Source organism: uncultured Maribacter sp. (assembly GCF_963977385.1).
Lineage (GTDB): Bacteria > Bacteroidota > Bacteroidia > Flavobacteriales > Flavobacteriaceae > Maribacter.
In genome coordinates this window covers 54793-68382 of sequence record NZ_CAXBOU010000011.1, presented here as the reverse complement: position 1 = coordinate 68382, position 13590 = coordinate 54793, and the positions used below count along the sequence as shown (strand labels likewise).

At 33.2% G+C, this 13590-nt stretch carries 13 protein-coding genes; 5 read left to right on the top strand and 8 right to left on the bottom strand.

Features of this window, described 5'->3' with window-relative positions:
* Positions 1–13 precede the first annotated feature (13 nt).
* Positions 14–931 carry a TIM barrel protein gene (locus AAC084_RS12525; RefSeq protein ID WP_339840549.1) on the top strand — a complete coding sequence of 306 codons (918 nt, stop codon included), beginning with the start codon at positions 14–16 and terminating at the stop codon, positions 929–931.
* 584 nt (positions 932–1515) lie between these two features.
* On the opposite strand, the gene AAC084_RS12520 is transcribed toward AAC084_RS12525, so the two are convergent.
* The 4 genes from AAC084_RS12520 to AAC084_RS12505 form a co-directional block, all read right to left on the bottom strand.
* Positions 1516–3999, bottom strand: coding sequence for a ribonucleoside-diphosphate reductase subunit alpha (locus tag AAC084_RS12520; protein WP_339840548.1), 2484 nt, complete (start codon positions 3997–3999; stop codon positions 1516–1518).
* Between the two features lie 123 nt (positions 4000–4122).
* The gene (locus tag AAC084_RS12515; RefSeq protein ID WP_339840547.1) at positions 4123–5109 is read right to left on the bottom strand and encodes a ribonucleotide-diphosphate reductase subunit beta; all 987 of its coding nucleotides are present in this window, start codon (positions 5107–5109) and stop codon (positions 4123–4125) included.
* Between the two features lie 732 nt (positions 5110–5841).
* On the bottom strand, positions 5842–6123 hold the full coding sequence (locus tag AAC084_RS12510; RefSeq protein ID WP_339840545.1) for a hypothetical protein: 282 nt from the start codon (positions 6121–6123) through the stop codon (positions 5842–5844).
* A gap of 56 nt (positions 6124–6179) precedes the next feature.
* Positions 6180–6356 (bottom strand): hypothetical protein, encoded by a 177-nt coding sequence (locus AAC084_RS12505; protein WP_339840544.1) that lies wholly within the window; start codon positions 6354–6356, stop codon positions 6180–6182.
* A 270-nt stretch (positions 6357–6626) separates the two neighbouring features.
* Between AAC084_RS12505 and AAC084_RS12500 the strand changes: the two genes are divergently transcribed.
* Both AAC084_RS12500 and AAC084_RS12495 read left to right on the top strand, forming a co-directional pair.
* A complete protein-coding gene (locus AAC084_RS12500; protein WP_339840543.1) occupies positions 6627–7361 on the top strand; it encodes a LytTR family DNA-binding domain-containing protein in 735 nt (244 codons plus the stop codon).
* An 8-nt stretch (positions 7362–7369) separates the two neighbouring features.
* Positions 7370–9352 (top strand): tetratricopeptide repeat protein, encoded by a 1983-nt coding sequence (locus AAC084_RS12495; protein WP_339840542.1) that lies wholly within the window; start codon positions 7370–7372, stop codon positions 9350–9352.
* Here AAC084_RS12495 and AAC084_RS12490 read toward each other — a convergent pair.
* The gene (locus AAC084_RS12490) at positions 9345–9914 is read right to left on the bottom strand and encodes a DUF3109 family protein (protein ID WP_339840541.1); all 570 of its coding nucleotides are present in this window, start codon (positions 9912–9914) and stop codon (positions 9345–9347) included. The genes AAC084_RS12495 and AAC084_RS12490 overlap by 8 nt on opposite strands.
* A gap of 114 nt (positions 9915–10028) precedes the next feature.
* Here AAC084_RS12490 and AAC084_RS12485 point away from each other — a divergent pair, with 114 nt between their 5' ends.
* Positions 10029–10607 (top strand): MarC family protein, encoded by a 579-nt coding sequence (locus AAC084_RS12485; protein ID WP_339840540.1) that lies wholly within the window; start codon positions 10029–10031, stop codon positions 10605–10607.
* A gap of 36 nt (positions 10608–10643) precedes the next feature.
* Complete coding sequence (locus tag AAC084_RS12480) at positions 10644–10847, top strand: hypothetical protein (protein ID WP_339840539.1); 204 nt, start codon at positions 10644–10646, stop codon at positions 10845–10847.
* On the opposite strand, the gene AAC084_RS12475 is transcribed toward AAC084_RS12480, so the two are convergent.
* The 3 genes from AAC084_RS12475 to AAC084_RS12465 all read right to left on the bottom strand — a co-directional run bounded on the left by AAC084_RS12475 (position 10844) and on the right by AAC084_RS12465 (position 13590).
* Positions 10844–12469, bottom strand: coding sequence for a S41 family peptidase (locus AAC084_RS12475; protein WP_339840629.1), 1626 nt, complete (start codon positions 12467–12469; stop codon positions 10844–10846). The two genes, AAC084_RS12480 and AAC084_RS12475, sit on opposite strands and share 4 nt — an antisense overlap.
* Before the next feature lie 14 nt (positions 12470–12483).
* Entirely contained in the window at positions 12484–12921 is a 438-nt protein-coding gene (locus tag AAC084_RS12470) for a dCMP deaminase family protein (RefSeq protein ID WP_339840538.1), read from the bottom strand.
* Positions 12922–13005: 84 nt separating this feature from the next.
* A complete protein-coding gene (locus AAC084_RS12465; RefSeq protein WP_339840537.1) occupies positions 13006–13590 on the bottom strand; it encodes a HupE/UreJ family protein in 585 nt (194 codons plus the stop codon).

The following is a 13590-nucleotide window of genomic DNA, read 5'->3' as shown; positions in this document are numbered from 1 at the left end:
AAATCCATTAGTAATGAAAAGAAGAAATTTTATTCAAAAAACCGCTTTAAGTACTGGAGCACTTTCATTAGCGGGCACATTATCTTACGCTAATTCCTTTAATAATAATGAGAATGCACATCAATTTAACCTGAAATACGCACCTCATATAGGTATGTTCAAACATCTTGCCGGCGATGACCCCATTGATCAAATCAATTTTATGGCAGACCAAGGTTTTACGGCTTTTGAAGATAACAACATGATGAAACGTGATGTAGCACTTCAAAAAAAGATGGGTGAAACTTTAGCAAAACGAGGTATGACGATGGGAGTATTTGTTGTCGATAAGGGTGGTAATATGGCAAACACTTTAGCAGCGGGAAAACAAGAATATATAGACATCTTTTTAGATGGATGCAGGAAAGCTGTAGATGTGGCAAAAAGAGTGAATGCCAAATGGATGACTGTCGTACCTGGCGCCTATGAAAGAAGTTTACCAATCGGTATTCAAAATGCCAATGTTATTGAAGCGTTACGCCGTGGTGCAGAAATTTTAGAACCACACGGACTAACTATGGTGTTAGAACCGTTATCAGATTCTCCTGATCTTCATTTGCAGACCTCTGAACAAACTTATTTGATTTGTAAAGGTGTTGATAGCCCTTCGTGTAAAATATTGTATGACATCTACCATATGCAGAAAAACGAAGGTCATCTAATACACAACATGGACCTTACCTGGAATGAAATTGCATACATTCAAGTAGGAGATAATCCAGGAAGAAATGAACCTACCACTGGTGAAATTAATTACCGAAATGTCTTTAAATGGATACATGAAAAAGGTTTTGATGGAGTTCTTGGAATGGAACATGGTAATTCTAAAGAAGGTAAAGAAGGTGAACGTGCAGTTATAGAAGCCTATAAGCATGAAGATAATTTTCTGTAACTATCTAAAACCTCAACCCTTAAAACTAACTCTCAAAGCATTTTGAGAAGATAAGAAACTGTATTTCATCGAATTATTATAGTTTTTCGATGAAATACATTATTTAAAAGTAAGAATTGCCTTACTTATTCGTTCTTTTGTATATGTCTCAATACTTATACACATTACTCATCTACGCCGGTTTATTTTTGGCCTCAAAATTATCCTATTATATATACAAGAAGATAGAATCTGGTTCTTTCGATTTATTTCGATTGAAACTAACCTCTAAATGGATGAATTTTAAAAACGAACTAAGATTAGTATTTGGCAGTCTATTCAATGACACTATCAAATTTCCATAATCCTCCATAATCCAAAAAGCAAGTTTATTCGTATATAGAGAATAAGCTAATATTTGAGCTATGGAAAAATACATCACACTTTTAATAATCTATGCAGCTGCTTTATTATTCACAACTGTGTTGAAGCCCTATATCAATAGTGATAAATAAGAATCCCCTGACTTAACCTCGGCTTTAGCCGTATATAAAAAAAGACCCCTTTAAAAGGGGTCTTTTTTTATTAATTAAAAGTAACTCTATTTAAGAACCACACATTAAGCAATCATCATCAGCTTCACCTTCCTTAGCTCTTGCTATCATTTCTTTCATCTCTTGCGGAGACATTGGTTTAATATCCAATTCTACCTGTGGAACAACCTTAGAAATAGTTCCTTCAGCGCCAATAACCTTTTCGTTTACGACAGACGTTATTACTTCTGCCTCAACAGCTTCAGCTACCGGAGTTTCTTTCTTCTTCGAGTTATCTAAAGTAAACTTAATTGCATCTACCGCCGCTTTTGTACGCAAGTAGTACATTCCTGTTTTAAGACCACTCTTCCAAGCGTAAAAATGCATAGAAGTCAATTTAGAATAGTTTGCATTCTCCATGAACAAGTTCAAAGATTGACTCTGATCAATGAAATAACCTCTATGTCTAGACATATCGATTATATCTTTCATGCTAAGTTCCCAAACTGTCTTATATAAATCTCTAATATCTTGAGGTATCGTTTCAATATGTTGAATAGAACCATTAGCTCTCATCAAATCCTGTTTCATATTCTCATTCCACATTCCAAGTCCTACCAAATCCTCTAAAAGGTGTTTGTTTACCACAATAAACTCACCAGAAAGCACGCGTCTAGTATAAATATTAGAAGTATAAGGCTCAAAACATTCATTATTACCTAAAATCTGAGAGGTAGAAGCAGTTGGCATTGGTGCAACTAAAAGTGAATTACGCACACCATTTTTTACTACTTCTTTTCTTAGCTTATCCCAGTCCCATCTTCCAGAAAGCTCCGCATCTTCAATTCCCCACATGTTGTGTTGAAATTCTCCTTGTGACATTGGCGAACCTTCAAAAGTAGAATAAGGACCTTCTTCTTTTGCCATTTCCATAGAAGCCGTTACTGCAGCGAAATACAATGTTTCAAAGATTTCTTGATTTAACTTTTTAGCTTCATCACTTGTAAACGGTAAACGCAACATTATGAAAGCATCAGCCAAACCTTGTACCCCAAGACCTATTGGGCGATGACGCATGTTTGAGTTTTCTGCTTCTTTAACTGGGTAATAGTTTCTATCAATTACCTTATTTAAATTTCTAGTTACACGTTTAGTAACCCTGAACAATTCTTTATGATCAAATGCGCCATTTTTAATAAACATTGGCAAGGCAATCGAAGCCAAGTTACACACCGCTACCTCATCAGGAGAAGTGTATTCCATAATCTCAGTACATAAGTTAGAAGAACGTATTGTACCTAAATTTTTCTGATTACTCTTACGATTTGCGGCATCTTTATACAACATATATGGTGTACCAGTCTCAATCTGTGATTCTAAGATTTTCTCCCACAATTCACGCGCTTTAACCTTTTTACGACCCTTACCTTCTTCTTCGTATTTTATATATAGTTTTTCAAACTCTTCACTATGTCTATTGTACAAGTCCGGGCATTCATTAGGGCACATTAACGTCCACTCTTCGTTTGCTTCAACCCTTCTCATGAATAAATCAGAAATCCACATAGCATAGAATAAATCTCTTGCTCGCATTTCTTCTTTACCATGATTCTTTTTTAAGTCAAGAAACTCATAAATATCAGCATGCCATGGCTCCATATAGATAGCAAAACTTCCTTTACGTTTACCACCACCTTGATCCACATATCTCGCTGTATCGTTAAATACCTGAAGCATTGGCACTATACCGTTAGATGTACCGTTTGTGCCAGCAATATATGAACCAGTAGCCCTTACATTGTGTATTGACAAACCAATACCACCAGCAGATTGAGAAATCTTAGCCGTTTGTTTTAATGTATCATAAATACCATCAATACTATCATCTTTCATGGCCAAAAGAAAGCATGATGACATTTGAGGTTTTGGTGTACCAGAATTGAATAAAGTTGGTGTTGCGTGAGTGAAAAACTTTTTAGACATCAACTCATACGTTTCTATTGCAGAATCCAAGTCATCCAAATGAATACCAACAGAAACACGCATTAACATATGTTGTGGACGCTCAGCAATTTTACCATTAAGCTTTAAAAGATAAGAGCGTTCTAAAGTTTTAAACCCGAAATAGTCGTAGCCAAAATCTCGGTTATAAATAATTGTAGAATCTAATCTCTCGGCATTATCCATAATAACTTTATGAACCTCATCTGATAAAAGTGGTGCCTTCTTACCAGTTCTAGGGTTTACATAGGTATATAAATCAACCATCGTTTCTGAGAACGATTTCTTAGTATTCTTATGTAAGTTGGAAACAGAAATACGCGCAGCCAATTTTGCATAATCAGGATGCGTCGTAGTCATAGTTGCAGCTATTTCTGCCGCTAAATTATCTAACTCTGAAGTTGTAACCCCGTCATAAAGTCCTTCAATAACCCGCATCGCAACCTTCAATGGATCAACAAGTCCATTAAGACCATAACATAATTTTCGTACTCTTGCGGTGATTTTGTCGAACATGATAAGTTCTTTTCTCCCATCTCTTTTAACTACATACATATGGCTACACTTGTTTTACGATTAATTATTTTTATAAAATTTATATGTTAATATTTTAACATATAATAATTTGAGCATAAAAACCTCCTTACTGTTGAGCAAGGAGGCGTGCTCTAATTTTATTTAAAAATCAGCGTCGAAACTGATTTTTTGCGAGTCTTCATCCTTATCCTTGTTCAAGACCCCTGCCTTCTGATACTCAGACACTCGTTTCTCAAAGAAATTTGTTTTACCCTGTAATGAAATCATATCCATAAAATCAAACGGATTCGAAACATTATAAACCCTATCACACTCTAATTCAACCAACAATCTATCGGTTACAAACTCTAGATACTGTGTCATCAACTTAGAATTCATTCCAATTAAACTTACCGGTAGTGATTCAGTTATGAATTCGCGTTCAATTTCTAAGGCATCGGTTAAAATCTCTTTAATTCGCTCTTTTGGCACCTTATTCATTAAATGTTTATTATGCAAGTGAACTGCATAATCGCAATGCATACCTTCATCTCTTGAAATCAATTCATTTGAAAATGTTAACCCTGGCATCAAACCTCTCTTTTTCAACCAAAATATTGAACAGAAAGCTCCTGAAAAGAAAATACCTTCAACGGCTGCAAAAGCTATTAAACGTTCTGCAAAACTTGGAGAATCAATCCAATTTAGGGCCCAGTCAGCCTTTTTCTTAATAGCTGGGAAATTTTCTAAAGCTTTGAAAAGTAAATTCTTTTCTTTCTCATCTTTAACATAGGTATCTATTAACAACGAATAGGTTTCAGAATGAATATTTTCCATCATTATTTGAAAACCATAGAAAAATTTTGCTTCAGCATACTGTACTTCGCTTACGAAATTCTCTGCTAAATTCTCATTTACGATTCCATCAGAAGCCGCAAAAAATGCCAATATATGTTTTATGAAATATCGCTCATCATCATTCAACTTATTATTCCAATCTGTTAAATCTTCATGTAGGTCAATTTCTTCTGCAGTCCAAAAACATGCCTCACATTTTTTGTACCATTCCCAAAGATCATCGTGTTTAATAGGGAAAATAACAAAGCGGTCATCATTTGCTTCCAAAATAGGCTCAAGTGCTGTGGACATATAATTATATTTTAAAAAATTAGTTGCAAAGAAGATGACTATTACCTTCTTGTAGGGACTAACAAAGATTCAAAATTGCATTCAATATTTAAAGGCTGTTTTAGCTTTTAAGCAACAAAGTTTTTAACACAAAATGTTGAAATCTAGGTTCACAAGTGATGTTCATTGCCCTACGACTGAAAGTTGTTTTGGAGTAACTTTTATAAAAATTGAACAAAACAATTATAAACCAAAAAGTATAAAAAATCATACTAGGTGGTTTATTAATCTTAACGGAAAGAAACTTAGGAATTTGGAAAAATTGACAAAAATTGTACGGTCCCTCTGATGCTCATATTATGAAAAATGCCCACCAAGACTAATAAAGGTAGTTCCCCCGAAACCTTATTTTAGACTGTAATTATACGGATAAGCCGTAACCTTACTTATATTGGCGCTCAAAACATCAGAAATAAAATAACATACACTATTTCATAAAGAACCGTACTTCTATTTTTGCAATTAAATTTTTATATCAGCATTAAAAGACCCTTTGATATTTAAAGACTCTACTTTTGCATTTTTAATTTGTATTTCAAGACTACCTTCAATTTGTTTGTATCATCATTAAGAATAGCCATGTCACCAGTTTTAAAAAGGTAGCTCATTCGACCAACCTAAATCTGCAAAACCAAAAACACCTTTAAATCCATTAATCAAACCATTCAAAGCTTTTATCTTATGAATCTTGGTTTACAAATTATTTTCATTAAAATTATCAGCATCAACAATGAATTTAATTACGCTACCTTCTAAATGATTATTCGGTACAAAATTCAATTCAAGCTTACAAGTTCTATTACTCAACAAATCTTCCTCTACATTATTTTGAAAAGAAGTTTGTCCTTCAACATTTAGATCATATTCACCAGTAATACTAAACTGATAAGACCCACTCTTAAGAATGGGGCATATGACACTTGATTTTGAACTACTAGAGCACAGAAACAATGATATAAAACCGAAAAAAAACATTTTAAAGACTTACCAATTAATTGAATCATAAATTACACGTTGATGTAAAAAAATATTCATGGTATAGTAATCGGTTGCTCTTTAATTTCAAGTTCAACTACCAAATTTTCATTTAATTCATTATCTGCATTCATAACTTTAGAAGCAATAACCAAGAACAATATAAATAACACAAACATTATGCTGCATTTTCTCATGTCTATTAGGTTTAAACTAATTCTAACTTGTTCCATAAAGATAATTTAAGATGAAAAAACGCAGGATAGTTTTGTATAACCTGTGCCCTTTTTTGTGTAATCGGATGTTGTGATTTTAGAACATAGTCCTATATTGATATAATTGTAATTTTTTTCTTACAAATTTATTAATTTTATAAATTCAAACAGTATTAATACATTTTCAACCGATTATACCATAAACACATCCATTGATACAAATTTGTTCATTAGAGCGAATCAAGCCCTTAATTTTTCCTAACTTTCTAACTTGATATCTAATCGTATATGCTACAAGCCGTAATTGTTGATGATGAAATAAAGGCATTACAAAGTTTAACTTGGGAACTAACCAATTTCAGTGATGAAATCAATGTTATCGCCTCGTTCACCAACCCACATGATGCTTTAGACTATTTAGAAAAAAACACTCCTGACTGTCTTTTTCTAGATATTGAAATGCCAACAATGGATGGATTTCAATTTATACAAAAGCTTACCAATAAAAATTTTCCGGTAGTAATTACGACAGCATATAATCAATATGCACTAAAAGCCATTAAGAATGAAGCGTTAGATTATTTATTGAAACCTATTGACACAGATGATCTCGAAGATACTATCGTCAAAATAAAAAAATTTAACAATAAAAATTTCTCAGTTGAAAAGCTAGAAATGGCTATGCTTAATTTTAACTCAAGATCAATACATAAAAGAATTACTCTCAATACAGATGGTAAGTTACTTTTTCTTGAGAGTGACGAAATTTTATACGCCGAATCTGATGGAAACTATAGTACTATATTTTTGACCGATGGTCAAAAGATTGTACTCACCAAAAAACTGAAAGAAGTAAACGAATTATTACCTACAGATTCTTTTTTTAGAATTCATAATTCCTATATTATCAATCTAAACAAAATAAAAGAATTCTTGAAAACAGATGGTTATGTGGTGCTAAAATCGAACCACAAAATACCGGTTTCAAGACAAAAGAAATCAGATTTTTTAGATATGTTGTAAACCAATTTATGCCAAAACTACTACGGTTACATAAGCTATTTACTGATATTTCAGTAAATAATAACAAGTTCTACTATCTATTTTGTCTTTTTATCACGCTACTTTATTCAAGCTATAATTATTCTCAAAACATACCTTCAACTTTTAAAAATAAGGTAGATAGCTTAATATCGGCAGCACCAAAAACGTATGAAGAGATTGATAAAGTTCTACATAATTATAGAAAAGACAGCACTTTAATACGATATGTCGACCTCGAGTCTAAGGATAAAGACTATTTATATGGACAGGCTTATGCGCTTAACCATCTAGGCCGTATTTATAGAGATATTTCCTTATATCCTGCAGCATTAGATATGTTTCAAGATGCACTAGACGTTTCAATAAATGCCGGCAGTATAGAGTTCAGGGTTTACAGTCTAAACATGATTAGTGTTGTCTACAGAAGAACCGAAGCTATTAAATCCGCACTCGATTATAGTCAAGAAGCTTTAGAACTGGCCGAAACAGTATCTGAACCTACTACTGGTCTAAAGCGAAGTATTAATGTTTCACTTAATAGTATTGGTAATATTTATCAAATGCTAGAACAATATGATCTGGCAATTGAAAAATTCGAAAAATCAATGGTTCTTGAAAAAAAACTTGACAATAAACTAGGTCTTGCAATTAACCATCAAAATTTAGGAGAGTGCTATGAAGCTCAAGGAAAGTTAGAGCCTGCACTTCAAAACTTCAGAAAATCCCTTGTTTATAATGAAATTATCAATTCTGAAAAAGGAAAGATTATTTGTAATTACAGTATAGCACATGTTTATGTTCACAATGGTAAAATACATGAAGCGGTAAACCTTTTACAGACAAACCTCAATAAGGCTATAGCCTTAGGAGACCAAAAAATAGTTACTATTATTTACATTAATCTTGGCTGGGCCTTAATACGCCTGGGTGATTATGATACTGCAGAAATAAACTTAGAATCTGGTCTTGCCTTGGCCACAACCTACAGTCTCAATTCTGAAATCGCCGAAGCAAATAAGTTTCTATCAGAACTTTGGATTAAGCGTAATGATTATGAAAAAGGTATGGTCTACTTTAAAGAGTCTAGAAAATACGAAGAACGTATTACCAATTCTTTAAATCTGAGATACGTAAATGATATGATTTTACGGTATGAGTCTCAAATGAGAGCCAATCAGGTTCAAAGACTGTCTGAAGAAAATGAATCTGTACGCTTAAGGCTTAGAAAAAACAAGACTATCTTAATTGTTGTTGGTGTTTTTTTGGTACTACTTATTGGTATTCTGTATATACTCTATAGACAGAGCCAATTAAATGCCGAGAAAAAACTGTTGACCTTAGAACAGAGCATGCTTCGGAGTCAAATGAATCCTCATTTTTTATTTAATTCATTAAACTCAATTAAGTTATACATCATAAATAATGAGAAAAAGAATGCCGTTCACTATCTGAATAAATTTTCAAAACTAGTTCGCAAAATACTTGAAGCTTCTTCGCAAAGAGAAATTTCGTTAGCTGAGGAATTAGAAACTGTGTCTTTATACATGAATATTGAAAATATCAGATTCTCAGATGAAATAAACTTTAATATTCATGTAAAAGATGATATTGATACTCACAATATTAAAATACCATCACTTATTCTTCAACCCTTTTTAGAAAATGCCTTATGGCACGGTCTTTCATCAAAAGAAGGAGAAAAGAATATTGATTTAGAGATTAAAAAAGGTAAAAATGGATTTATAGAAATTATAATAACCGACAATGGGGTAGGCCGAGATGCGGCTCAAAAGATTAAAGACAGTAAAGTATTGAAACGAAAATCGGTAGGAATCGATATAACTAAAGAGCGATTGGCAAATTTTTCACGTGACTACGAGAACTATTTTCATGTAGAAATTATTGACAAATTCGACGATGATACCACCTCTATTGGCACACAAATAGTAATTTATATACCGACTATTTAAGATGGTCTTTTGCCACCTCTTCTAGCTCATTGTACCAAGGTTCCCCGAATTTTCGAATTAAAGCCTCTTTTACAAACTTATAAATTGGAACTTTTAATTCTTCACCCAACGCACAAGCCGGGTCACAAATTTGCCATTTATGATAATTTACAGCAGTTAATTCGGTATATTCTCGCACCCTGATTGGATATAGGTGACAAGAAACAGGTTTTTTCCATTTGATCTTACCTTGATTATAAGCCTCTTCAATACCGCACTTAGCAATTTTACGATCATCAAAAATAACATAAGCACATTCACTACCGTTAACCAATGGAGTCTCCCACTCACCATCATCTCCTTTTACAAATGCACCATTTTCCTCGATAACCTTTACACCTTCTGGACGTAAAAATGGCTTTACCTTAGCGTAGATATCAACCATAATTTCTGTTTCAGAATCCTCAACTGGTGCACCAGCTTCACCATCTACACAGCAACCACCCTTACAGGCGCTAAGATTACAAACAAAATCTTTCTCGATAATCTCTTCAGATACAATAGTTTTTCCTAATTGAAACATGGCCTAATTTAAAGGCCGCAAGATACATTTTTTAAAAAGTAATGGTCTTAGAATATTTCAAGAATAAACATCCAAGTCAATATTTATAAACGTAAATTTGCAAAAAATTTCATCATGGAGTTTCATTTTAATTTAAGAGAGATTGTTACAGCAAGCATGGTTCTCTTTGCTGTTATAGATATTTTAGGGAGCATTCCGATTATTATAGGACTTAGAAGTAAGGTCGGTCATATTCAATCTGAAAAAGCTTCTATTGTTGCAGCTATTATAATGGTAGCCTTTTTATTTCTTGGAGAGGAGATTTTAAACCTTATAGGTATTGACGTAAACTCATTTGCAGTAGCTGGTGCTTTCATTATATTTTTCTTAGCTATTGAAATGATTTTAGGTATAACCTTATATAAAGATGATGAACCCGAGAGTGCATCTATTGTTCCAATAGCTTTCCCTTTAATTGCCGGCGCAGGTACCTTAACCTCTTTACTTTCTTTAAGAGCAGAGTACTTCGTTGAAAATATTATAGTCGCCATTATTGTAAATATCATTTTTGTTTTTATAGTTCTTAAATCATCTGTTAAAATCGAAAGAATGTTGGGGTCGGGTGGCGTGAATGTTATTCGAAAAGTATTTGGAGTTATTCTAATGGCAATTGCAGTGAAATTGTTTGCAGCCAATATTAACCAACTTTTTTAGAAGAGAAGAAGGTTGTACTTTTATAAAAACTAGTTTATGAGCAAGACAATATCAATTATCTTCATCGCTATTGCAGTAGCTTTAATTGCCTATAATGTGACTATGGTCAATTTTGCTAATCCGTTCGAAAAGGATAGCACTATTGCGCTTATCGGCATTATGGCCTCTTTATGCGCTATAATATTACTTTTAGTTTTTGTAACCAGTAAAAGGATTCAGGATAAGATGAATAAGGATTAATTATTAGCCTTATTTAAGCTAGGTTCTTGTTGTTTTATTACCTTACTATCCAATTCTAATACTTTTTGAAGCATAGGGTCTTCATCGGCCTTAATCTTCGCATGAATATTAGTATTAAATAATTGCTCAGCAATACTTGCCTTTAAAAATCTTTTAATGCTTTGTTCGTGGTCATAGAAATTCATTCTCAAATTTCTATTTACAGAATATTCCACAAATCTTTCGAATAGTATATCATCAACCTTAAAGTCGTTCACATATTCTTCTTGAGAATACTGAGCATATCTTTCACGGTCTTCTTCTAAGTGTTCAAAAACAAAAAAGGATAGAAAGCCCAAGTTGTCCATACTCTCAACAGCCTCTTCCTCGTTACTACCTATCGGTACAAATACATCAGGAATAATACCACCACCACCATAGACAACCTTACCTTTCGGAGTTTTAAATTTTAAAGAATCTGCTACTTTGATGCTATCTACCGAAACCATCTCACCACTATGAAATCTATCTGTAAAGCGCTGATAATAATCTTTAGTTCCGTTCGCATACGTTTTTTGAATACTACGACCGGTAGGTGTATAATATCTAGATACGGTTAAGCGAACAGCAGAACCATCACCTAACGACATTTCACGTTGTACCAATCCTTTCCCAAATGAACGACGACCTACAATGGTTCCTATATCATTGTCTTGCAATGCACCTGCCACAATTTCACTCGCAGAAGCAGACCTTTCATTAATAAGCACATAGATAGGTTTATCTTCAAAACTACCTTCATCAGTGGCAAAGCTCTTATTAATCTTACCTTTCTTGTTCTTGGTAAATAAGATAAGCTTACCATCTTCTAGAAACTCATCGGCCATTTCTTCTGCCATACCTAAGTAACCACCTGGGTTATCGCGTAAATCAAGAACTAATTTTTTAGCACCTCTTTTTTGCAAATCAATCAATGAATTTTTAAATTCCTTATATGTCGATTCGGCAAAACGATTTACCTTGATATAACCAATGTCCTTAGTAAGCATATAAAAAGCTTCAACGCTTTTTAATGGTACTACACCTCGTTTTACCTTAACATTAAACGTTTTGTTTTCGGCCTTTCTAAACACTTTAAGGTTTACTGTTGTACCTTCTTTACCTTTCAACTTTTCAACAATAACCTCACTCGGAAAATCTTTACCGAACAACGTATCATTATCTGCCATTAAAATACGATCGCCGGGTAAAATTCCTTTTAAGAAACTTGGCCCATCTTTCACCGTTTTAATGACAGTGATCGTATCTTTATAAGCATAGAAATTTACTCCGATACCCACAAAATCGCCTTTCATATTTTCTGAAACACGGTCCATTTCCTTTTCTGAAATATAGACTGAATGTGGGTCTAGTTTTTCAAGAATACTATTTACAGTAACATCAACAATACTGTCTGTGTTTACATCATCAACATATTCATAATCTATGTAATCAATAAGTCTGTTGAGTTTATCTTTTTTAGAATTGGTTGAAAAAAGTCTTTCTGGTGAATCATTAAAATTAAGTTTTCCACCTATAAAAAACCCTATAGCGATAGCTGAGGCGATTATTAACGGTAATAGAAAACTATTTTTTTTATTCATCATTAGTTCAAACGTTAGATAGTAACATTTATTTCTGGCATATGTTCTAATTCAACTCCAGCTTTCTCCAAAAATTTTAATCCTGAGTCATCCTTATATCCCACCTGGTACACTACACGTTTAATGCCAGACTGATGAATTAACTTACTACATTCTCTACATGGAGATAATGTTATGTAAAGCGTAGCACCTTGACAAGATTGTGTAGAGCTCGCTACTTTAAGAATAGCATTGGCTTCAGCATGTAAAACATACCATTTGGTATAACCCTCATCATCTTCACAAAAATTCTCAAAACCGGAGGGTGTACCATTATACCCATCAGAAATAATCATCCTATTTTTTACAATAATAGCGCCAACCTGTTTTCTCTTACAAGAAGATAGCTTTCCCCACTCCTTTGCCATTCTTAAATAAGCCCTATCGTATTTTAATTGCTTCTCTTTCTTCATTCTAGTAGCTTTTCACAAGCTTATTTCACTAAGGTACCCGCTTTGTTATGCAAGGGCAATATCTTAGGCTATAATTTAACAACCTTAAAATGGAAAAGTTTGATATAATAATGGCAGTGTTATTAACATAATTAATATGCTACCTACGATAACAAATAAACTTTGTTTTACTTTAAACATTGTCTGAACCAAGTAGGCAAACATTAGAACCAACAAAACAATGACTACTTGTGAAATTTCTATACCAACGGCAAAACCAAATAGCGGCCCTATCTTATCATCTGAACCCATTATCATCATTTTAAAATAATTAGAGAACCCGAAGCCGTGTATTAACCCGAAAAATCCTGTTGCCAATGCATGAAACCAAATAGTTTTAGTTCCTTTTTGTACTTCCTTGTCTATTAAATTATAAATGGCTGTACATAAAATGGTAACCGGAATCAAAAACTCTATCCAACTTGCTTCAATAACCACTGTTTCATAAACTGATAAAACTAAGGCCAAACAATGCGTGAATGTGAATACCGTTGCCAAAAGCAACACATTCTTCCAACTTTTAAATGTAAATGGTAATACTAATGCAGATAAAAATAAAATATGATCATATGCATTTATATCCAACACATGCTGTAAACCCAATTGTATATAAAACCAAAATTCTTGCAT